This window comes from Photobacterium sp. S4TG1 (assembly GCF_036040035.1).
Taxonomy (GTDB): Bacteria; Pseudomonadota; Gammaproteobacteria; order Enterobacterales; family Vibrionaceae; genus Photobacterium.
Genome location: NZ_JAYXUH010000001.1, coordinates 252006 through 274760 on the forward strand (window position 1 = coordinate 252006; position 22755 = coordinate 274760).

18 protein-coding genes are annotated in these 22755 nt (G+C 38.6%); 11 read left to right on the forward strand and 7 right to left on the reverse strand.

Going from position 1 to position 22755, the window contains the following annotated elements:
• Window positions 1-35: 35 nt before the first annotated feature.
• The 4 genes from VXS03_RS01255 to VXS03_RS01270 all read left to right on the forward strand — a co-directional run bounded on the left by VXS03_RS01255 (window position 36) and on the right by VXS03_RS01270 (window position 4923).
• A complete protein-coding gene (locus VXS03_RS01255) occupies window positions 36-644 on the forward strand; it encodes a CoA pyrophosphatase (protein ID WP_327761532.1) in 609 nt (202 codons plus the stop codon).
• 180 nt (window positions 645-824) lie between these two features.
• Window positions 825-2078: an aromatic amino acid transport family protein gene (locus VXS03_RS01260; protein WP_327761534.1), complete on the forward strand. Its 1254-nt coding sequence runs from the start codon at window positions 825-827 to the stop codon at window positions 2076-2078.
• A gap of 243 nt (window positions 2079-2321) precedes the next feature.
• Window positions 2322-3683, forward strand: a complete 1362-nt coding sequence (locus tag VXS03_RS01265) for an L-serine ammonia-lyase (protein ID WP_327761535.1) — start codon at window positions 2322-2324, stop codon at window positions 3681-3683.
• 355 nt (window positions 3684-4038) lie between these two features.
• Window positions 4039-4923, forward strand: a complete 885-nt coding sequence (locus VXS03_RS01270) for a helix-turn-helix transcriptional regulator (protein WP_327761537.1) — start codon at window positions 4039-4041, stop codon at window positions 4921-4923.
• A 115-nt stretch (window positions 4924-5038) separates the two neighbouring features.
• Here VXS03_RS01270 and VXS03_RS01275 read toward each other — a convergent pair whose 3' ends face one another.
• Together VXS03_RS01275 and VXS03_RS01280 are read right to left on the reverse strand one after the other, a co-directional pair.
• Complete coding sequence (locus VXS03_RS01275; RefSeq protein WP_327761538.1) at window positions 5039-5635, reverse strand: acetate uptake transporter; 597 nt, start codon at window positions 5633-5635, stop codon at window positions 5039-5041.
• A gap of 514 nt (window positions 5636-6149) precedes the next feature.
• Complete coding sequence (locus VXS03_RS01280; protein WP_327761540.1) at window positions 6150-7313, reverse strand: iron-containing alcohol dehydrogenase; 1164 nt, start codon at window positions 7311-7313, stop codon at window positions 6150-6152.
• 330 nt (window positions 7314-7643) lie between these two features.
• Here VXS03_RS01280 and VXS03_RS01285 point away from each other — a divergent pair, with 330 nt between their 5' ends.
• The 5 genes from VXS03_RS01285 (at window position 7644) to VXS03_RS01305 (ending at window position 13242) form a co-directional block, all read left to right on the forward strand.
• On the forward strand, window positions 7644-8597 hold the full coding sequence (locus VXS03_RS01285) for a porin (RefSeq protein ID WP_327761542.1): 954 nt from the start codon (window positions 7644-7646) through the stop codon (window positions 8595-8597).
• A 168-nt stretch (window positions 8598-8765) separates the two neighbouring features.
• Window positions 8766-9029: a GrxA family glutaredoxin gene (locus VXS03_RS01290; RefSeq protein WP_045035599.1), complete on the forward strand. Its 264-nt coding sequence runs from the start codon at window positions 8766-8768 to the stop codon at window positions 9027-9029.
• A gap of 260 nt (window positions 9030-9289) precedes the next feature.
• On the forward strand, window positions 9290-10972 hold the full coding sequence (locus VXS03_RS01295) for an aspartate:alanine antiporter (protein WP_080156700.1): 1683 nt from the start codon (window positions 9290-9292) through the stop codon (window positions 10970-10972).
• Between the two features lie 255 nt (window positions 10973-11227).
• Window positions 11228-11902, forward strand: a complete 675-nt coding sequence (locus tag VXS03_RS01300; RefSeq protein ID WP_327761546.1) for a response regulator — start codon at window positions 11228-11230, stop codon at window positions 11900-11902.
• Window positions 11899-13242, forward strand: a complete 1344-nt coding sequence (locus tag VXS03_RS01305) for an ATP-binding protein (RefSeq protein ID WP_327761547.1) — start codon at window positions 11899-11901, stop codon at window positions 13240-13242. Before VXS03_RS01300 ends, VXS03_RS01305 begins: the two co-directional genes overlap by 4 nt.
• Before the next feature lie 74 nt (window positions 13243-13316).
• Here VXS03_RS01305 and VXS03_RS01310 read toward each other — a convergent pair whose 3' ends face one another.
• From VXS03_RS01310 to VXS03_RS01330, 5 genes are all read right to left on the reverse strand, one after another.
• Entirely contained in the window at window positions 13317-13727 is a 411-nt protein-coding gene (locus VXS03_RS01310) for a PACE efflux transporter (protein ID WP_327761549.1), read from the reverse strand.
• A gap of 165 nt (window positions 13728-13892) precedes the next feature.
• Window positions 13893-15095 (reverse strand): enoyl-ACP reductase FabV, encoded by a 1203-nt coding sequence (gene fabV, locus VXS03_RS01315; protein WP_327761551.1) that lies wholly within the window; start codon window positions 15093-15095, stop codon window positions 13893-13895.
• 214 nt (window positions 15096-15309) lie between these two features.
• Window positions 15310-17559 carry an acyl-CoA dehydrogenase gene (locus VXS03_RS01320; protein WP_327761552.1) on the reverse strand — a complete coding sequence of 750 codons (2250 nt, stop codon included), beginning with the start codon at window positions 17557-17559 and terminating at the stop codon, window positions 15310-15312.
• Window positions 17560-17603: 44 nt separating this feature from the next.
• Entirely contained in the window at window positions 17604-18269 is a 666-nt protein-coding gene (locus VXS03_RS01325) for a TetR/AcrR family transcriptional regulator (RefSeq protein ID WP_327761553.1), read from the reverse strand.
• 739 nt (window positions 18270-19008) lie between these two features.
• Complete coding sequence (locus tag VXS03_RS01330; RefSeq protein WP_327761554.1) at window positions 19009-19842, reverse strand: NAD-dependent epimerase/dehydratase family protein; 834 nt, start codon at window positions 19840-19842, stop codon at window positions 19009-19011.
• Window positions 19843-20183: 341 nt separating this feature from the next.
• On the opposite strand from VXS03_RS01330, the gene VXS03_RS01335 reads away from it, so the two are divergent.
• Both VXS03_RS01335 and pyk read left to right on the forward strand, forming a co-directional pair.
• Complete coding sequence (locus VXS03_RS01335) at window positions 20184-21041, forward strand: MurR/RpiR family transcriptional regulator (RefSeq protein ID WP_080156707.1); 858 nt, start codon at window positions 20184-20186, stop codon at window positions 21039-21041.
• A gap of 195 nt (window positions 21042-21236) precedes the next feature.
• On the forward strand, window positions 21237-22682 hold the full coding sequence (gene pyk / locus VXS03_RS01340) for a pyruvate kinase (RefSeq protein ID WP_327761555.1): 1446 nt from the start codon (window positions 21237-21239) through the stop codon (window positions 22680-22682).
• Window positions 22683-22755: the final 73 nt, after the last annotated feature.

The window sequence follows — 22755 nt, forward strand, 5'->3', positions numbered from 1 at the left end:
CTAAATATAATAAAAAAAGTGTAATGGAGGCTTTAATGGGTGAACAACAGCAGATTTTAACGCGGTTTCTTATGGCACCAAGTCAACAGTATGACGCGAGCCATAAGCGTAGAATTGATCGTCATTTTAATGATGATAGCTCTTTCAAACCTGCTGCCGTTTTGATCCCATTAGTCCCTAGAGAGCATGGTTTTAATGTGGTATTGACCCGCCGTGCTGAACATTTAAAACACCATCCGGGGCAAATTGCTTTTCCTGGTGGCCGTTTTGAAACCCAAGATCACGATCTTATCACCACCGCATTGCGTGAAACGTTTGAAGAGACAGGTATTATTTGTCAACGCAATAACGTCATCGGTCAATTAACACCATTAGCAACGATCAGCGGTTATATTGTGACACCCTTTATTTCGACTATCAGCAATGATTATAACCCTAAACCTGATCCTGGCGAGGTCGATGCCATCTTTGAAGTCCCTCTAAATTACCTACTTAATCCCAATAATATCCACTCGCATCAGTTTCGCCTTCGAGGTGAATCCCACCGTGTTTATGCCATTCCTTATCACAATTATTCCATCTGGGGCGCAACAGCCCAGATGATTAAACTGCTATCCAACCAAATATGGGAAGATAAAAAATAACCAATTAGACGTTTTATTTTAATCTTACAAGCCTATTTTTGTGATGCAGATCTGATTTATTTGTATCACAAAAAGTTCGTATTACAGAACGAGATCTTTATCCTTGTTTTCCCCTCGTAAATAGCGACAATGCGCTCGTTCCTATATTCCGTTCCGTTCCCTTTTATTGGATATTACAGTATGCAAAACACATCGACAGCGTCAGCAACAAGTACGACAAAAACCAGATGGACCTACAAAGATTTCACTTGGGCTCTTTCTCTGTTTGGTACTGCAGTAGGTGCCGGTGTTCTATTCTTACCCATTAAAGCGGGTGCGGGCGGTTTCTGGCCATTAGTTATTTTGGCACTGATTGCAGCACCAATGACATGGTTTGCACATAAAGGTTTAGCTCGTTTTGTTCTATCATCAAAGAACCCTAATGCAGATATCACTGATACCGTAGAAGAGCATTATGGTAAAACAGGCGCGAACTTAATTACCTTCGCTTACTTCTTTGCTATTTACCCAATCGTATTAATTTACGGTGTTGGTATTACAAACACTGTTGATTCATTCATGGTTAACCAACTTGGAATGGAATCAGCACCTCGCTGGTTATTGTCAGGCGTACTAATTTCACTGATGACTGCGGGTGTTGTATTTGGTAAAGAACTGATGTTGAAAGCGACATCAGCAATGGTTTACCCATTAGTTATTATTCTATTAATTCTTTCTGTGTACCTAATCCCTGACTGGAACATGTCAATGGTACAAACAGAAGCAGATTGGTCAGCAATGCCAACAATTATCTGGCTTGCAATTCCAATTATCGTATTCTCATTTAACCACAGCCCAATTATCAGCCAGTTTGCAAAAGAACAACGTCGCACTTACGGTGATGAAGCAGTTAAGAAAACTGACATGATCACTGGCGGCGCAGCAATGATGCTAATGGGCTTTGTTATGTTCTTTGTATTCTCGGTTGTGCTTTCAATGACTCCTGAGCAACTAAACATGGCAAAAGAGCAAAATATTTCAGTATTGTCATACCTAGCTAACGTAAAAGATTCACCTGCAATCTCTTACTTAGGCCCACTAGTTGCATTTGCTGCGATTACATCAAGCTACTTCGGTCACTTCCTTGGTGCACACGAAGGTCTTGTTGGTCTAGCAAAATCTCGCTCTAAGATGCCTGTTGCTAACATTGAAAAAATCTCACTAGCATTCATCGTGATTACTACTTGGATTGTCGCTATCATCAACCCAAGCATTCTAGGTATGATTGAAACAATGGGCGCACCAATGATTGCTGGTATTTTGTTCCTACTGCCAGTTATTGCGATGCAAACAGTGCCAGCAATGGCGAAGTACAAAACATCAGTCTTTGCTCGTATATTCACAGTTTTATGTGGTATTGCAGCAATCACTTCTGTTATTTACGGTGCATTTTAATTTAACTATTAAAAATGTGCTGATTACGAATAATTAATCGTATAAAAGCAAAAATATGTGCTAGTTCTCATGGTGTTTACTAGCACAAATAACGTAAAATAGACGATACTTAAGAGTAAATATGCTTTTGGCATTTTTACTCTTTTAGTTTAAGTGCGCTCGCCAAGGAAGGAGCGAGGATATCAACGAATAACAGTCTTTACAGGAGGCAAGAACCGCTTCCCCTATGACTGAGGTAATAACATGATCAGTATTTTCGATATATTCAAGATTGGTGTAGGCCCTTCCAGTTCTCACACTGTTGGCCCAATGAAAGCAGGTAAAGAGTTCATCGACGACTTACGTGCGTTAGGCCAATTACGTGACGTGACAAAAATTACCGTTGATGTTTACGGCTCTTTATCGCTTACAGGTAAAGGTCATCACACTGATATCGCTATCATTATGGGCCTTGCTGGCAATTCTCCTGAACATGTTGATATTGATAGCATTCCTGGCTTTATCTCTCGCGTAGAAGAAACAGAACGTCTTCCAGTTGGTATGCATTGCCACACTGTTGATTTTCCACGCGATGGCGGTATGAATTTCCATACAACTAACCTTTCTCTTCATGAAAACGGCATGTCAATCCACGCTTGGATTGGTGATGACGTTATTTTCTCTAAAACTTACTACTCAATCGGTGGTGGGTTTATTGTTGATGAAGAAAACTTTGGTAAAGAACAAACAAATACTGTTGAAGTTCCCTACCCTTTCTCTTATGCATCTGAATTGCTAGAACAGTGTAGTGAACATGGCCTTTCTGTTAGTTCACTAGTAATGGCTAACGAACGCGCGATGAATGCAGAAGATGAAATTAACACATACTTTGCTAACATCTGGAAAACCATGCGTGAATGTATGGAACGCGGTATGAACGAAGAAGGTATTCTTCCTGGACCACTACGTGTTCCTCGTCGTGCAGCGGCATTACGTCAGCAACTCATTACAACAGAAAAGCTAAGCAATGACCCAATGACAGTCGTTGACTGGGTTAACATGTATGCGTTCGCTGTTAATGAAGAAAACGCAGCGGGTGGCCGAGTAGTGACAGCACCAACAAATGGTGCTTGTGGCATTATTCCTGCTGTATTAGCTTACTACGATAAATTTGTACAAACAGTTGGACCAAAAGAATACACCCGCTACTTTGCAGCTTCTGGTGCTATCGGCGGTCTATATAAGCGTAATGCTTCTATTTCTGGCGCTGAAGTAGGTTGTCAGGGTGAAGTAGGTGTTGCATGTTCAATGGCTGCAGCCGGCCTAGCAGAATTGATGGGCGGAAGCCCTGAGCAAGTTTGTATGGCAGCAGAGATCGCAATGGAGCACAACCTAGGTTTAACATGTGATCCAGTTGCAGGACAAGTTCAAGTTCCTTGCATCGAACGTAACGGTATTGCAGCAGTGAAAGCAATTAACGCAACGCGTATGGCACTTCGCCGTTCATCTGCTCCACGTGTATCACTTGATAAAGTTATTGAAACTATGCTTGAAACAGGCAAAGACATGAACGCTAAATACCGTGAAACATCTCAAGGTGGCTTGGCAATTAAAGTTATTTGCTAATCTAAATACAAACTTAGCTCAATTAACAAAAAAACTATCTTCGGATAGTTTTTTTTTGCTCAAATATCTATATAAAAACACCACTTATATTCAACTTGATTCATTATTAATCACCTTGCAATACCATTAAATTAAGATATTCAGTCATATTATATCAATATAACTATTAGCACTGCTCATTAGTTCTTATATCATCAATTGTGTCTATTCTTTCGTTTCTTTTAGTCCTATACTCAGTTAAATATACTCATTATCGTTAATGTAGTGTAAGCATGGATGCGTATATCGCCTTTACATCATTGATGTACGATATGTAATGAAGGATTTATTCCCTTTATAGAGAAGCAATATTGCTATGAAATATAAGCGTATCCTCTCGCAGAGCCATGTTGTTCTGAAAGAGTTTTATGTCGACCATCATTTGATTGTGAAATTATCTAACGCAGAAGGTAATATTCATATAAATGGTAATGTTATAGATGTAAAAAATAATAGCATTTTAGTTATACCTAAATTTAGTCATATATCTTGTTCAATTAATCAATTAAACAACCAAGAAAACATTGAACTACAAATTTTAATGATCAATGAAGAGTCTATTACTGAAGCATTTAAATATATAAGTGCTCTTAAGCAACCAACTTTAGCAACTTCACATTGCTCACCTATTTATCTCATTGATTCATCAGAAATTGTTGAGCAAAATTTCGCATTATTTAATCAACTATTGCCCAGCATTAGTGGATCAACAATGGAGCAAACTTTGCTGAACCAATGCTTAGTATTCATTTTGATTGCACTTAATAATACTGGAATTGATGTTTTTAATGTTTATCGCTTTAATTATGACGAGCCTAAAGAACGAACAATTGCAAGGCTGATTACTCAAGATCCTCAACGCAAGTGGAGTGTTGATGATATGGCAAAAGCCCTCTTTACAACGCAATCTACTTTACGTCGTCATTTAGCAAAAGAAGGCGTTTCATTTAGCCAGTTATTACTGGATGTTCGAATGGGACTCGCACTTAATTTCCTCACATTTTCCAATTACTCTATATCACAAATAGGTAATCGATCTGGGTTTGGTAGTGCCGCTTACTTTTGTGATGCGTTTAAGCGTAAATATAATGTAACACCGTCACAATTTAGAACTAGCTCAAGAAAAGAAAATGATATGGATACTGATGGTTGTTTTACCTGTAAAGATCACACTGAATATTTACCCGAAACCTGCCATTAACCATAATTGCTCAATAAAAAACCTCGTCGATACGAGGTTTTTTTTATACTTCACAAAAAGCAGATATAAAAAAGCCCCACTTCAGTTAGCAGGGCTAATTTCAAATTATAACAAATTACGCTGCAGCGTTAGCTTGTTGTAATTCGCGATCTTTAGGCGCAACACCAACAGGTAAAATCACACGACCGTACTCTGCATTTAATACTTGTGCCATTGCAAAATAAATAGCACTTAAACCACAGAAAATACCTTCGATACCAGCAATAAAGCCAATCGTTTCATTACCAGTAAAATCACGTGCTGCAAGCAAGAAGAATAGAATGGTTAGAGAACCGAAAACAACTTGCTTTGCTGGCGGGTAACGTAAAGAACCAACGTACATGAATGCTGTAAATACACCCCATAGCAGTAAGTACCATGCCATAAACGGCGCAGGACTTGCGGCAAAGCCCAATTTTGGCAAGATAAGCAAACCAACTAGTGATAACCAAAATAAGCCGTAAGAAGTAAATGCTGTAGTGCCGAAGGTATCACCACGTTTAAAACACATCATACCAACAAGAACTTGCCCTAGACCGCCATAGAAAATGCCCATAGCTAGAATCATCGAGTCTAGAGGAAAAAATCCAGCATTATGAATATTCAATACAACGGTCGTCATACCAAAGCCCATTAGACCTAATGGTGCTGGATTAGCAAGTTTTGTAGACATTTTTTTCCCCTACAGGATTTACAACAAAAATAATAAAAATTAAAAATATGTGCGCATATTTATGCGCGGAGGATCTTAATGTAAGCCGCGAAACAGATCAATGCTTATATCACTAAAACCAGCATCTAAATTAAAAAAATCGCATAAAGGCATAAAAATAACAACTAAGCTCTATGACACTGAACGCGTAATTTTATTGACGACTATCAAATCTCTGCTTTTTATCTTTTTGCCATAGATTCAGAACGAAAAAACACCATAACATAATGATTACTAGAGATTAATTTAAAATGGATTTTAAAATGAAAAATTGTCCACTTCATTTTAAGCTTAACTTTATTTGACATTTTAAAATTAATATTTAAGTAAAATCACTAAAAAATCGATTTTACCAAAATATAGAGCTAAAAAAAAAGCAACCTAAGTCACTTTTTTATACAAAACAAGTAAAAATCAATATAATCATAAATTCTTTGTATAAGTGTCTTTTTTCTTGCCATTAAATTTATAATCTTTAAGCATGGCAATCATTGTGACAAACTTGCCTCAAAATCGTAATTAATCGCTGCTGATTTAAAGGTAAAGGATTACCTTTAATAATACAGGTACGTAAAGCATCTTCAGCAACGTCTTCAAACATGGTATTACATAGACCATAATCAGATAATGTCGGTAGTTGTAATTTTGTTAGCATGCGCTCAACCCATTGCACACTATCTTCAATCTTCGCCTCATTATTTAATGTCAATATAACGGCCAGTTTACGATAACGAGCCAAAACATCACTTCGACCTAACTCCATTGCCGCTGCGATATTTTCAGTCATTACATAAGGCGATAAACGTGCGGTAATCAAGCCATGAGGAGCATTCAAACGGCCGCTTAATGCTGATGCTAATCCATGAGCTGCACCCAACTTAGCATTTGAACGTGCCATACCACCTAGCATAGCGGCAAAAGCCATGTCACTTCGAGAAGGATAATGATCATCTTTACAGGCGGGTAAAATTGACATTGCAATACGTTTTAGCCCTTCTTCACAAATCATATCCGTCAATGGATTTGGCTCACCACACACATAAGCCTCCATTAAATGAGTAAAAGCATCCATCCCACAATATCCAGATAGCACAGCATCCATGCCATAGGTCAACGTCGGATCAATAATAGCTAGATCAGGAAATAACTCGACATTACTTAAATTTACTTTTACTTGTTCTTGTGCTGATTGTAATACCGCACTTTTGCTAACTTCGGCCCCAGTACCTGCTGTGGTGGGAATAGCGACAAATGGCAGTGATTTAACTTGTAATGGAACATTACGTCCGACAACATCTACATAGTCATAAACACTGCCTTGATTAGGAATAAGTGCTGCAAGAGATTTGGCCACATCAAGCACACTACCTCCGCCAATACCAATCACCATATCTGGACCAAAAGTCCGCCCCATAGCCGCTAACTCTTCTATCATAGCAATTAAGGGTTCACCCCTTATCACTAAACGCTGATAGCGCATATTCTGTTGTTTAAAATACTGCTCCAATTGTAATGATCGTTGCTGATCTTGCCCTGTCACCAATAATACACTGTAACCAAATTGATTAAGCAGCGATAAAGAATCATGCAGAGCACCTTCACCAAACACAATTCGTGTTGAAGTCATAAACTGAAACATAGTTATTTATCCTGTCCTAATGATATTTATTCCATGAAAACCTCGTATTTGACCTTCGCTGCATCTTTACTAAGGCTCACTGATTTATAAGTAATCTAGATTTAGATTCTGCTAGATTGTGTATCTCAATATTGATTACAAACAAGTTTTTATACATTTCAATAACTACAGCCTCAAGATCAATTCTGACTCACATTTCGTGTTGATCGCCACAATAAAACACATGTAGTAAAAGTGACTTCTCATCGTAATAGAAGCGTAATAGTACGTCGTTAGTCTGCGTAGAGTTCAAAGGCAATGAAGCCATATATAATTGATGAGGAATGAACCATGAAAAACGCAGCAGTGGTCGCCGCTATTTTGACAAGTCTATTTACCGGAACAACAACCGCCGCCACCATTTATGATAATAATGGCACCAATATTGAACTTGGTGGCAGAGCTGAGCCTCGCTTTAATCTCTCCAAAGAAAATAGAGGAGACAATAATGATGATAATGAATTTAAAGATAAAAGCCGTGCGCGCTTAGCATTAAAAGGTGAGTCGGTTATTAATGAGCAACTCTCCGTTTTTGGTAAATATGAAGTTGAAATTTCAGATAATAAAAACAGCACCCTAGATACACGTTATCTTTATGCTGGACTCGATACTGCAATTGGTGCGATGTCCTACGGTAAACAAGATTCAGCACAAGTTATGCTAACGGATTACACTGATATTTTATCGACATTTGGTGGAGATGCCGTTGATCTTGTTGATGGTAATAAAGACAAACGAGAAAACAATTTTTTATATGTTGGCAAATTTAATAATATTGCTGTTGCCACTAACTACATCGCTGAAAATAATAACAATCTCAAAGACAGTGACAGTTATGGTATCGCAGCACAATATCAGTTCCCATTTGGATTAAGTATGGGGGCAGGTTACGTTAATGGTAATGATGGAACTAACATAGATGCTCGCCAATTTAACCTCGCCATAAGTTATCAACTCAACAATATTTATGCTGCCGCAACCTACGCTAATGGTAAACATGATGATGCTGATTTAAGTGGCTATGAGTTAGCAGCAGCTTACACCTTTGATCAATTTACAGCGCGAGGCGTTTATAACTTTCAGCAATCAGAGCAGAGTAATACCACAACCGACGAAGTGAATTATTTTGCTCTAGAAGGCCTGTATAAATTCAACAAATCTCTACGTACTTATGTTGGTTACAAGTTCCAGCAACTTGATGCAAAAGATGATGAATTACAAGCGGGTATTCGCTACGATTTTTAATTTAAACGCCGGTCTTTAAGCCAGATTTAATGTCTGGCTTTTTGGCTTTGATACTATTTTGGCTTGTATTCACTATTTCGCTTTTATCTATTGCTTTAACAGAAAAAACCCACTTCCGCTATTGTCTCTGCCGCGTTATAGTAATAAAAATTTATGCAGGAGAAACTTATGTTCGTTGTTATTTTTGGTCGTCCAGGTTGCCCATTTTGTGTTCGCGCAAAAGAATTAGCAGAAAAAATTAAAGAAGAACGCGACGATTTTAACTTCCGCTACGTTGATATTCACGCAGAAGGTATCAGTAAGGCTGATTTAGAAAAAACCGTTGGTAAACCTGTTGAGACTGTACCTCAGATTTTTGTTGATCAAGACCATATTGGTGGTTGTACTGAATTTGAAGCTTATGCAAAAGAGCATAACCTTCTTTATAAATAAGCATCAATCTTGATTAATCTAAAGGTTGACTGTGTCAGCCTTTTTTATCATTTCACTATTATTTTTCATTATTAAAACACTATTTTTTAACGTATGCCGCCCCTTTAAAATGCTAACTGAAATAAAAATAGCGATTATATTGAAGAGTTGGTTTATAAAATGGATTTTCGCCATTTATTTATAATATAAACTATTACCGCTTCCCAAAATCAGCTAGAATTTACCCCACTTTTATCTTTCCATTATTTCGGAAATCCGTCGTGAACATTGATGTAGCCGCTCTTCTACACCAAAATGATATTTTATTGCTATTTGTAGTCCTTGCTGTTGGTTTAAGTCTCGGTAAAATTCGTTTTGCTAAGATGACACTTGGTAACTCTATTGGCGTTCTACTGACTGCTTTATTGTTTGGTAATGCGGGCTTTACGTTTGACACAGATGCATTAAATATTGGCTTTATGCTATTTATTTTCTGTGTTGGTATAGAAGCTGGACCAAACTTCTTTGGCATCTTCTTCCGCGACGGTAAGCACTATTTATTACTCGCATTAGTCGTTTTACTCTCATCGATTGCAATCACCATGACCATGGCGCGTTATTTACACATGGATATCGGTTTAGCAACAGGTTTAATGGCGGGCTCACTTACAGCAACTCCTGTACTTGTAGGTGCAAAAGATGCACTTAATACGGGCCTGGCCGGTATTACCGATCCTGCGGTTATTAAGCAATTAAGTGAAAGTTTAAGTGTTGGCTACGCCATGTCTTATCTTGTTGGTTTAGTTAGCTTAATTTTCCTTGCTAAATTAATGCCTAAATTGCAAAAACAAAACCTTGCCGAGTCATCGCAACAAATTGCACGTGAACGCGGCATTGGTGAAGTAGCACAGCGTAAAGTTTACTTACCTATTATTCGCGCTTACCGTGCGGGTCCAGAACTTATTAACTGGATCGATGGCCGTAACTTACGTGAGTTGGGTATTTACCGCCAAACAGGCTGTTATATTGAACGTGTTCGTCGTAATGGTATTTTAGCGAACCCCGATGGTGATGCAATTTTACAAGAAGGCGATGAAATCGCACTCGTTGGTTACCCTGATAGCCACGCACGTCTTGATCCTAGTTTCCGTAATGGTAAAGAGGTTTTTGACCGCGACTTACTTGACCTTCGTATCGTTGAAGAAGAAATTGTAGTTAAAAATGACGGTATCGCCGGTAAACGTTTATCTGAATTGAACTTATCGGAATATGGCTGTTTCTTAAACCGTGTAGTTCGAGCACAAATTGAAATGCCAATGGACCATAATATTCTTTTAAACAAAGGGGATATTCTACAAGTCAGTGGTGAGAAAAGTCGTGTTTTAGGGCTGGCTGAGCGTATCGGTTTTATTTCTATTCACAGTCAAATCGCCGACCTTCTGGCATTCTGTTGCTTCTTTATTATTGGCCTATTAATGGGCTTAGTAACCATGAAATTTGGCCATGTCGCTTTTGGTTTAGGTAGTGCAGCTGGCCTATTGATTGCAGGTATTACATTAGGCTTCTTACGCGCTAACCACCCAACCTTTGGTTATGTTCCACAAGGGGCACTGAATATGGCAAAAGACTTAGGTTTAATGGTGTTCATGGTAGGAATAGGCTTAAGCGCAGGTTCTAATCTGTTTGCTTCTATTGGACATATTGGTTTAACCGTCTTTGTCACCAGCTTAATGGTCAGTGTTATTCCTGTCGTGCTAGCGTATTTATTTGGTGCTTACGTACTAAAAATGAACCGTGCTTTACTGTTTGGTGCCATTATTGGTGCTCGAACATGTGCCCCCGCGATGGACATGATCAATGAACATGCTCGCAGTACAATTCCTGCATTAGGCTATGCTGGAACTTATGCGATAGCTAACGTATTACTTACCATAGCAGGTACACTGATCTTTATTTTCCAATAATAATGATCAGGTAACCTTGATAGTGGGCTGACTTATTACTTCACTAATGAGTCAGCCCCTATTCAGTCTAATTCTCTACACTTAATACATACATTAAACTGTAACTAGCCGAACGTTAATTCTATCTTTTGTCATACTATTTACGCTAGTTTTCATACCTTTTCATGACGTTATGGTAACAATAACTAATGCACTTTATTAGTTGATACTTTACCATAGCTTATCAATACCATTTGTTATCTCTGGTGCCCAACCATGCGTATTCTTATTGTCGAAGACGATGCTATTCTTAGCCATCACCTAAAATCGCAACTTAGCGAATTAGGAAACCAAGTTCAATGTGCTAACACTGCCGAAGAAGGGCTGTTTTTTGCACAGAACTACCCCAATGACATTGTGATTGTCGATATCGGTTTGCCTGATAGAGATGGAATCAGTTTAATTAAAGATATGCGTAAAAAAGGTTTACGTTTACCTATTATGATTTTAACTGCGCGTTCAAACTGGCAAGATAAAGTAACAGGACTCGAAGCTGGTGCTGATGACTATCTCGTTAAGCCATTCCAAAAAGAAGAAATGGTAGCTCGTCTTAGTGCGCTTGTTCGTCGTAGTGCAGGTTTTGTCAAACCAGAAATGACCGCAGGTGATATTCGTGTAGATTTACTGGCTAAACAAGTTTATGTGTGTGAAGAATTACTTGAACTTACTGCGTTTGAATATGACTTATTAGAATATTTAATGCGCCATAGCCGTCAAGTCGTCTCAAAACAACGCTTACTTGATGTACTGTATGAAGACCAAGAAGGTGATCCGAATACCATCGAAGTTATGATCAGCCGTCTTCGCAAGAAATTCACTAAAACAGGACAAAATAACCCTATTTCAACCATTCGTGGTCAGGGCTATATTTTTGAAATCAGCGCGCAATGAAACATTTTTTCCAGCCTCGATTAAGACAACGAGTATTGATCACCTCGGTTGCTATCATTGCGTTAGTAACGTCCGCACTCGCTGCAGTGATCAATAAACTCTATTCTCAGAGTTATATGGCATCATATTCTTCGGAACTTGTTGCTCAAATGCCAATGGTTGTTGCACAACTTAACCGAGCTGGGTTAATTAAAGATGTCGATAAATGGATTGATTCCCTCGATCCTTCCGATACTGATTATATTGCGGTTGTCTGTGATCAAAGTGATAATACAACTTGGGTCTCAAATCAGTCTTCAAAAAATAATTTACGTGATGTTTGTCGTTACTTACCAGAAAATATTTCGACACCGACGTTAATTACAATGAAAAACCATCAAAATTATATTGCTTATAACCTTAGCCGCAATCAAGAAGATGGTACTATCTATCAATTGGTGGTTCTGCGTTCTGCTGACGCTTATGAATACTCCTTATCGCAACTACATAAACGCACGGCTTTCTATTTGGGCTTATTTGTTTTAATTGCCGTTGCCTTTCTTATTGCAGCCTTTCATTGGGGCTTTCAACCACTTCGAAAATTAGCCTCTCAGTTAGATCAAATGACAGAAGCTAAACGAGAAAAGCTGGATGACGATTACCCAATGGAGCTACAAGAAGTCACTATGGCAGTCAATCGACTTAGCCGCATTAGTCATGATCAGCAAGGACGTTATCGCCACGCAATGGATGATCTTGCCCATAGTTTAAAAACTCGTTTAGCCGCGACTAATGCTCTTCTTGATGATTCAACATTAGGTCGCCGTGAACTTAATCAACGCGTCATGGAACAAATCAGTCAAATGGATGATTTGGTACAATATCAACTAAAACGTGCCATGGTGGGTCAGCAAGGTCTACAAAGAAGCAATGTCGAGCTTAAACCTATTATTACCAGTCTAAATCGAATGCTAAATAAGATTTATGCTGATAAGCACGTTACCTTACATTATCACTTTGATGATGCTTTAAAGTTACCCATCAATAAAGATGATTTGATGGAATTATTTGGTAATATGCTGGAAAACAGTTTTCGCTTTTGTATTAGCCAAGTAAAAATATCCGTCATTGAAAACAGTGATTCTTTTACAATTATCATTGAAGATGATGGTCCTGGGGTTAAACCTACCTTACGCGAAGCCATTTTCCAACGTGGTGTGCGTGCCGATCAGCTCAATCCAGGACAAGGTATCGGTCTCTCTGTTTGTAATGAAATTATTGATAGTTACCAAGGTAATATTCATGTTGAAGATTCAGTACTTGAAGGAGCAGCCTTTATTATCAAGCTGCCAAAGAGCTAATGATTAACCGTTTTCTCTAATTTATTAGCCAGCCCTTTTGTGCTGGCTTTTTATTCCCGGCCAAATAAAAATCATTATGCATCAATCGGGTAAATACGATCATAAATCAAATTATACCCATAAGCATAAAATAAATAGAAAATCACCATGCCGATATCTAACACAAATGCATGCCATAAACTCACATTCAGCACCCACGCTAAAGCTGGAATAGTCAGTGTAAGTAGCCCCACTTCAAATCCGATGCTATGTATAACTCGCTGTGACAGTGTCTTTTTCGTATCGTTATATTTTTTGTGCATTAATTTATCAAACCACAGGTTATATAAGTAATTCCAAACGGTTGCCACAATAGAAAAAAACACCCCCACAATACCAACATGCCCAAGTTCAAAACCAAATTGACTTAAAATACCTATCATCAATATCAAACCAATAATTTCAAAACCAATAGCATGGCGAATGCGATCAAACGTTGTTCTCATAATAAATGCTCTTTTATGATTATCAATAATATCTATCGCTAATATATCTTCAAATAGCCATATAAAAAGTCATTAACTATCCGTTTAACAGATAGGAAAAAGAGCAGATATAAAAAAACCGCCATCACTGGCGGTTTATTCAATATCTATTTTATGATGCGATTATTAGATGTCTACTACGTCAAAATCAACAACAGGATTCACATCAGCATCGTAATCAATGCCATCAACACCAAAGCCAAATAGCTTCAAGAATTCATCTTTGTATTGTTGGTAATCAGCAACATCATATAAGTTATCATTGGTTACTTTTGACCATTGATCACGGCAATGCTGCTGAATGTCTTCGCGTAATTCCCAGTCATCTAAACGAAGGCGATTATCAGCATCAACCTCAGGCGCAGTACCATCTTCTTTGTACAAACGTTGCTTAAACATACGTAAAATCTGCTCCATGCAGCCTTCATGTACGCCTTCTTCACGCATTTTCTTAAATACCATTGCAATGTACAACGGCATAACTGGAATCGCAGAGCTTGCTTGTGTAACAACACTCTTTAACACAGCCACATTTGCAGAACCACCCGTCGCGCTTAGCTTAGTGTTTAATTCTTTTGCTGCGCGATCTAGGTCCATTTTCGCTTTACCTAACGCGCCATGCCAGTAAATTGGCCATGTCAACTCAGTGCCAATGTAACTAAAGGCAACGGTCTTACAACCATCAGCTAATACACCAGCATTCGCTAACGCATCAATCCATAGTTCCCAATCTTGGCCACCCATAACAGTAACAGTATCTTCAACTTCTTGTTCTGTTGCTGGCTCAATGCTGGTTTCAATCAATACGTTTTTATTGGTATCAACTGCAGTCGTTGTGTAAGTTTCACCCATAGGTTTTAGGCATGAACGTACCACTTCACCAGTTTGAGGTAATTTACGTACAGGTGATGCTAATGAGTAAATCACCATGTCAATTTGACCAAGATCTTGCTTAATCAAATCAATTGTTTTTTGTTTTGCTTCGTTAGAGAAGGCATCACCATTTAAACTTTTAGAGTAAAGGCCTTCAGCTTTAGCAAACTTATCAAATGCAGCAGAGTTGTACCAACCTGCAGTACCTGGCTTCTTCTCTGTACCTGGCTTTTCAAAGAAAACACCAATTGTTGCAGCGCCACCGCCAAATGCTGCAGCAATGCGAGATGACAAACCGTAACCACTAGAAGAACCCACAACCAATACACGCTTAGGTGCGTTTGCAATTGGGCCTTGTGCTTTAGTGTCTGCAATTTGCTGCTTTACGTTTTCTTCACAACCAACTGGGTGCGTTGTTGTACAAATAAATCCACGAGTCTTAGGTTTGATGATCATTTTCAACTTCCCTTACATAATTGTGAATAGGATAAAAGGTTAATGACAGATACGCATTAAATTTATGCCATAAATGAGCAAAAATCGTAGTGGTTGGAGGTGTTACACTAAATTTTGGTCAAAAAAAGTGCCACGTATTTACGTGGCACACGGGAGAATCCAGGTTTATATATCAAAGACTAAGTACCCTAAGTTGCCTTTCCTGGTAGCAAGCTTAGTTATTAAAATGGTTGGCACAGAAATGATCAACTTGGATCGCTTTCTGCCTTAGTTGCTCTGCATTTTCTATGCTTTTAACCTCATCTTCTGTGACCACTCCCGCATCCAAAGCCAACTGTAACTTCTTATTTAATAAAGCTTTGCGTGGGATCTCACCATTGCGTGTTGCTTGCATTAATTTACGCTCCAAAGGTTTGATCTCATGCAATGCAATAAAGGCACGTTCCATTATCGCAACGGGATCATCATGCTTATCTCCGACATAACATAAATGTGTTAATCGATCACGATGCACACTTGGTGTCATTAATAATGATGCTATTCGAATGCTGATCTCATCTTTTGGCGCAGCGTAATGTATACCCAGCGGGAATGTTAAAGTTCGTAATATACGGCCAACACCTTTACGCGGGAAATTAGTAAACACTTCATCAAATGCGACGCCACATTGATGCAAGCAATGCTGTAACGCATAATCAACTAACGGCAAGTCTTGTTGTTGACGACCTTGATCTTCAAATCGTTTCAACGTTGCTGAGGCTAAGTATAAATAACTAAGCACATCACCTAAGCGAGCTGATAATAACTCTCGACGTTTTAATTCGCCCCCTAAACTCAACATCGAGATATCAGCACAAACGGCAAGAGCCTTTGACATACGGCTTAAATGGCGATAATAATGACGCGTTTCACCACTAGTAGGAGAACGATTAAAACAACTCCCACTCACTGCATTTAACAATGATTTTGTTATATTACCGGTCGCAAAACCAATATGCTTTATCAACAAATGATCAAAATCTTTCATCCCTTGCTCTGCATCAGAATTTGCAGCTGCCGCCATTTCATCTAATACATAGGGGTGACAACGTGTGGCTCCTTGGCCAAAAATCATCAGATTACGGGTGATTATATTGGCTCCCTCTACCGTTATTGCAACGGGAATACCAAAATAATGGTGCCCTAAATAATTCATTGGCCCTAATTGAATAGCCCGCCCAGCATGCACATCCATTGCATCATTTAACACTATGCGAGACATCTCCGTCATATGATACTTAGCAATGGCGGTCACAATACTCGGAGTTTGCCCCATATCTAACGCTGTCGTCGTCAAGGTTTGAGCCGCTTCTAGCATATAAGTAAAACCACCAATACGACCCAGTGCTTGTGCGACACCTTCAAAATTACCAATCGACATTCCAAACTGCTTACGAACAACAGCATAAGCTCCCGTTGTTCTTGCGGCTAAATGCCCAACAGCCGTACCTAAAGCGGGTAAAGAGATACCACGCCCAGCAGATAAACACTCCACCAGCATTCGCCAGCCTTTTCCGGCATAATCTTGACCACCAATGATCCAATCGAGTGGAATAAACACATTATGGCCGCGCGTAGGACCATTCATAAATGCCATATTAAGTGGATCATGACGCTCACCAATTTCAACGCCAACATGATCCGCCGGAATCAATGCACAAGTAATGCCTAAGTCAACTTTATCACCAAGTAAACCTTGAGGATCTTTCATCTTAAATGCTAACCCAAGTACCGTCGCGACGGGAGCTAGCGTAATATAGCGTTTATTCCACGTAAGGTTTAAGCCTAGTACTTGCTCACCATCATATTCGCCATAACAGACAATGCCCTCATCTGGAATACCGCCAGCGTCAGAGCCTGCTTCGGGGCCAGTTAATGCAAAACAAGGAATATCGTCCCCATTTGCAAGGCGGGGTAACCAGTAGTCTTTTTGTGATTGAGTACCATAATGAGTCAACAATTCACCAGGACCAAGGGAATTAGGCACCATCACACACACTGCAGCACTTAAACTTCGCGTCGCTATTTGTGCCACAATGGTTGAGTTAGCATGAGCAGAAAAATCGAGCCCGCCATATTGCTTACTAATAATTAATGCAAAGAACTTCTCACGACGCAAAAATTGCCAAATATCTTCTGGTAAATCTTTTTGTTGCTGCACAATTTGATAATCATTTAGCATGGCTAATAAAGTTTGCAGTGTTGTATCAATGAAGTGTTGTTCTTCTTCCGTCAATGTTGGTTTAGGATAATCAAGTAATGTTTGCCATTGTGGATTTCCACCAAATAACTCACCATCCCACCACACACTACCCGCTTCCATTGCTTCTTTTTCAGTATTTGAAAGCGGTGGTAATAATGTTTTAAACCGTTTAAAAACAGGAGCACTTAAATAACGTTTACGCATGGTTGATAACGAGCTCATAATGCATATCCTTTTGTGATTCAATGACAACTATTCATGGTTTATTAACCGTTAAAATTGACTACAAGTGTCTCATTCAATTCTATTGGTGCCGCAACACCAGCTGCAAGATAAGGTACTAAGCGATTAATTAAATCGTCAATTTGAGTGTGGCTAGAAAAATCATTAACCGCGATTTCACATAATGCCGTACTTGATGCCATCGTAAAAACGGCAGCGCCAAGGGTAAAATGTAATCGCCAAAATAACGTTTCAGGATCTAAACAAGGATGAGCTCGACGTACAGCACGAATAAATAACTGAATAACGTCATCATAATGTGTAGTGATAAACCACCGCAGATGACCTTGCACATCGGTATAACCACGGCCAAGTAAAGACATAAAAATAGTGGTGCCATTAGTTTGGCTACTATTTAATGTTAGCAGCGGCTGTTTTGCACAAAGGAAGACCTCTTCCATAGAAAATTCATCACGTTGATGTAACGCAACTAACTCCATTTTTAATGCTGGCATAAATTGCTCAAGATATCGGCTTAATACTGCGCGAATTAGCCCTTTCTTATCACCATAATGGTAATTAACCGCAGCCAGATTAACACCAGCAGCCGTCGTAATCGCACGTAATGACGTTGCTTTAAAACCACGAGCAGCAAACAATAATTCGGCAGCATTCAGTATTCTATTCTTCGTCGTCGCTTGTTCTTTCATATATCAGCCCAAGATTAAAACGCTTGTTTAAATACTACACAAAATCATCATATTTAACAAACGAGCTACATCACAAATTGGTGTTTTTCATAGCTCACATAAAAAACAAACTAAGCTATTGATAATAAGAATAAAAATATTTTAAATTATTTATAAAATAAGATTGGAACCAATATGGGGAAAGAGTGTCTTATGAATACCACTGCTTTTTTTAGAAGTTTTTACTTCAGAGCCCATTAACAAATATTTGTTGATGGGTTTTCTTTATCTACACGGTAATTCACCGCTACCAAATAATATTTTCAAATAAGCACATTTTTTTTGAACTTTATCTTACAGCAGTACTCTTACTTATGTATTCAATTTGATAAATCGCTATTTTGCACTGCAATTATTCTTTTTATTAAATGTTTAATTCACTACTGCTTTAAATCCTAATTGTATTTTTTTGGATAATCTCCTTCCCGCTGATATTTATCAGCGGGATTTTTTTTACCTACCGCCATGACCTTATCTATTTCATTCATTATCATCAGATAAATATTTAAATCTTTTTCAATAATAAATGGAACTCTTTCATTAACACGCAGTCTGAATATATAAGAATTGAAGTTATAGATGATTATTTGTTTTTCAGGCCGTCAAACACAACATCTGTAATTTAAATTGCTACTACTGCTTTAACTCCTAATTGTAATTTTTGTTTACGCTGAAATATTTATTTCAGCGTTTTTTTTGCTTACTTTTCGTGTAGTTGTGGAGCATCCAGCAATAAATCATCATGTTGTAGTGTGATACCTAAGCAACTAACAGTTTGCTTTGCATTCACTTTTTTACCATCAAAGCCTTTATTATCATCATTGAACTCTGGAGCTGGCAACTGTGATTTAATTGCCATCGCAGTGTAATATTGCTCTCGACTCGGGTGTGTACTTGCTGCTAAATGCATTACGGGCATCACTGGAGCTTGCATGATAATGGCAGAGATCACACTAATACAGTCATCTAAATGTATTAAATTAACAGGTTGCTTACCGGCACTCAACTGCTGACGGGCTGATAAAAACGTGACTGGATGGCGTTGTGGCCCAATTAATCCGGATAAACGTAATACCGTTAACTGTTGCTGCCATTGCTGATGTAATTGCTGTTCTAATGCGTAATGTAATTGTCCAGAAGCCGAATGAGGATTAACCGCAGTTGTTTCTAATACCTCCCCTTGTAAAGAGTCATATACCGAAGTTGAACTGATAAAAATAATCCGCTTACACCCTGCTTTTTTTGCTGCTGTTGCTAACGACATTACATTTTTGATATGGGACTGAGGGTTAAGGTTCTTACGCCCAGGCGGGATTGCAATAATCAACACATCTGTTGTTAAAAATTGGATTGTTGTTGGATTCATCTCTTCAGTTAATGGCAATGTTAATAAGCAGCCATTAATGCCTAGTTGCTGTAATACATTAACGCCCTCTATCGTTGTTTTAGAGCCCCATACTTCAATCGCTTGGCTTTTTAATGATAATGCTAACGGTAATCCGAGCCATCCACAGCCACAAATACTGACTTTCATTGATTATCCTTTTTTATTTAAATATTATTCAATCTGTTATTTATTCAAAAACGATAGAACACAGTCACTCTTATTTATTTCAATGCTTAAAATAAATCTTTATTTATAAAACCCCCTCCAAACTGGTAAAATAAAACAACAAAAAATAACATTATTTGTTTTATAAATTTCAATTGTGAAAATAAAAAGTCGATCTTGATCAAAATCTAATAAGAACACACTGAAAAAGCCGCTGAATAGCTAGAATATGTTAATAGTTAAGTAGTATAGTTTCATTATATGGGCAACTTGATGACAAGAATGCTACAAATGAAATTCAATAACGAAGTGCATAAATACCTATGAATACCATAGAAAAAATACAAAATAACTTAGAACACTTCAGCAAATCTGAACGTAAAGTAGCGGAAGTTATTATAGCCTCGCCACAAACGGCTATTCATTCTAGCATAGCAACACTAGCAAAAATGGCAGATGTAAGTGAGCCGACCGTTAACCGTTTTTGTCGTCGACTTGATACTAAAGGCTTTCCAGACTTTAAATTACATTTAGCACAAAGTTTGGCAAACGGCACGCCTTATGTAAATCGTAATGTTGAAGAAAATGATGGCCCTGATGCTTATACAGCCAAAATATTTGAATCAACGATGGCTTGCCTAGATGTTGCTAAAAATAGTCTTGATCCGATGCAAATTAATCGCGCCGTTGATTTATTAACTCAAGCAAAAAAAATATCATTTTTTGGACTAGGCGCTTCAGCATCTGTTGCACATGATGCTCAAAATAAGTTCTTTCGATTTAACATTCCTATTGTGTGTTTTGACGACATTGTCATGCAACGCATGAGTGTCATTAATTGCAGTGATGGTGATGTTGTTGTTGTTATCTCACATACAGGACGAACGAAGAGTCTTGTCGAAATAGCACAAATGGCACGAGAAAATGGTGCAACAGTCATTGGTATTACCGCAAAACATTCACCACTAGAACGCGAATGTTCATTATCGATTTGCCTTGATGTACCGGAAGATACAGATATTTATATGCCAATGGCGAGTCGCGTTGTACAAATGACGGTTATTGATGTTCTTGCTACAGGCTTTACATTACGTCGAGGATCCAGTTTTCGCGATAACTTAAAACGTGTAAAAGACTCACTTAAAGACTCTCGTTTTTCTAAAGAACGTCACCTACTGTAATACCTACCGTTAGCGAAGTTTCAACTTCGCTAGCACACATTACCATGCATTCTTCGTTACCTCTCTGTTTGATAATAACTATCATCACTGTATCTTAATTACTGAATCGCATTTATACACACCTTATTTATCCCATAACTTATATACTGCAATGGCATTGGATAAATAAATCAGTTTATTTATATGGAGCTTATAATGTCTGAACAACTAAGACGTACCAAAATTGTGACAACCCTAGGACCTGCAACTGATCGCGGTAATAATCTAGAAAAAATCATTGCCGCAGGTGCTAACGTGGTTCGCATGAACTTCTCCCACGGAAGTCCAGAAGATCATATTCTTCGCACGCAACAAGTACGTGAAATTGCAGCACGATTAGGCAAACATGTCGCTATTTTAGGCGATCTTCAAGGGCCTAAAATTCGTGTTTCAACCTTTAAAGATGGCAAAATCCAGCTCAATATTGGTGATACTTTTACCCTTGATAGCGACTTACCAAAAGGTGAAGGCCATCAAGATGCCGTTGGCCTTGACTATAAAGAATTGCCCAATGATGTTGTTAAAGGTGATGTATTATTACTTGATGATGGCCGTGTTCAACTACAAGTTACCGAAGTCGCTGGTAATAAAGTACATACCATTGTTACTGTAGCGGGCCCTTTATCTAATAATAAAGGGATCAATAAAAAAGGTGGTGGTTTATCTGCGGCCGCATTAACAGCAAAAGACAAAGCGGACATTATTACAGCGGCAGCCATGAAGGTTGATTACCTTGCGGTTTCTTTTCCTCGTAATGGTGCAGATATGCACTACGCACGCCAATTGGCAACAGAAGCAGGATTAGCAGCAAAATTAGTCGCCAAAGTAGAACGCGCAGAAACAGTGGCAACAACAGAAGCCATGGATGACATTATTCTAGCATCTGATGTGGTGATGGTTGCTCGTGGCGATTTAGGTGTTGAAATTGGCGATCCTGAACTTGTTGGTGTGCAGAAAAAACTGATCCGTCGCGCTCGTAGTCTTGATCGAACCGTTATTACCGCAACTCAAATGATGGAATCAATGATCACCAGCCCAATGCCAACACGTGCAGAAGTGATGGACGTTGCCAATGCAGTATTAGATGGTACAGATGCGGTTATGTTATCAGCAGAAACAGCCGCTGGTGACTTTCCAGTAGAAACCGTTACTATCATGGCCAGTGTTTGCCTTGGTGCAGAAAAAGAACCTAGCATTAATATTTCTAATCACCGTTTAGATCGTAAGTTCTCAAATCCTGAAGAAACCATTGCAATGGCAACCATGTACGCGGCTAATCATATGGTCGGTATTAAAGCTATCGTCGTAATGACAGAGTCAGGTCGTACTCCACGTTTAATGTCTCGTATTTCTTCAGGATTACCTATTTTTGCATTATCAAGAAATAAGACCACCCTTAATCAAACCGCTTTGTACCGTGGTGTCACTCCAATATTTTTTGATCGTGATAGTGACGCAGGCTTAGAAGCAGCAAAACACGCGCTGAGTGTTTTAAAAGAGGCGGGATACGTACAACCTGGCGATTTAACCATTATTACTCAAGGCGATAAAATGGATACCGTTGGCTCAACCAATAATATGCGTATTTTAACTGTCGATTAACCCTTAACAGCACTGATATAAACACATTATTGATAGCAATGAATAACAAGGGCTGAGATCGTATTCTCAGCCT

Coding starts and splice junctions, on each gene's coding strand:
- VXS03_RS01290 (WP_045035599.1), top strand. CDS start 8,766: ATGTTCGTTGTTATTTTTGGTCGTCCAGGTTGCCCATTTTGTGTTCGC.
- VXS03_RS01270 (WP_327761537.1), top strand. CDS start 4,039: ATGAAATATAAGCGTATCCTCTCGCAGAGCCATGTTGTTCTGAAAGAG.
- VXS03_RS01305 (WP_327761547.1), top strand. CDS start 11,899: ATGAAACATTTTTTCCAGCCTCGATTAAGACAACGAGTATTGATCACC.
- VXS03_RS01265 (WP_327761535.1), top strand. CDS start 2,322: ATGATCAGTATTTTCGATATATTCAAGATTGGTGTAGGCCCTTCCAGT.
- VXS03_RS01320 (WP_327761552.1), bottom strand. CDS start 17,559: ATGAGCTCGTTATCAACCATGCGTAAACGTTATTTAAGTGCTCCTGTT.
- VXS03_RS01285 (WP_327761542.1), top strand. CDS start 7,644: ATGAAAAACGCAGCAGTGGTCGCCGCTATTTTGACAAGTCTATTTACC.
- VXS03_RS01310 (WP_327761549.1), bottom strand. CDS start 13,727: ATGAGAACAACGTTTGATCGCATTCGCCATGCTATTGGTTTTGAAATT.
- pyk (WP_327761555.1), top strand. CDS start 21,237: ATGTCTGAACAACTAAGACGTACCAAAATTGTGACAACCCTAGGACCT.
- VXS03_RS01255 (WP_327761532.1), top strand. CDS start 36: ATGGGTGAACAACAGCAGATTTTAACGCGGTTTCTTATGGCACCAAGT.
- fabV (WP_327761551.1), bottom strand. CDS start 15,095: ATGATCATCAAACCTAAGACTCGTGGATTTATTTGTACAACAACGCAC.
- VXS03_RS01275 (WP_327761538.1), bottom strand. CDS start 5,635: ATGTCTACAAAACTTGCTAATCCAGCACCATTAGGTCTAATGGGCTTT.
- VXS03_RS01325 (WP_327761553.1), bottom strand. CDS start 18,269: ATGAAAGAACAAGCGACGACGAAGAATAGAATACTGAATGCTGCCGAA.
- VXS03_RS01300 (WP_327761546.1), top strand. CDS start 11,228: ATGCGTATTCTTATTGTCGAAGACGATGCTATTCTTAGCCATCACCTA.
- VXS03_RS01260 (WP_327761534.1), top strand. CDS start 825: ATGCAAAACACATCGACAGCGTCAGCAACAAGTACGACAAAAACCAGA.
- VXS03_RS01330 (WP_327761554.1), bottom strand. CDS start 19,842: ATGAAAGTCAGTATTTGTGGCTGTGGATGGCTCGGATTACCGTTAGCA.
- VXS03_RS01335 (WP_080156707.1), top strand. CDS start 20,184: ATGAATACCATAGAAAAAATACAAAATAACTTAGAACACTTCAGCAAA.
- VXS03_RS01280 (WP_327761540.1), bottom strand. CDS start 7,313: ATGTTTCAGTTTATGACTTCAACACGAATTGTGTTTGGTGAAGGTGCT.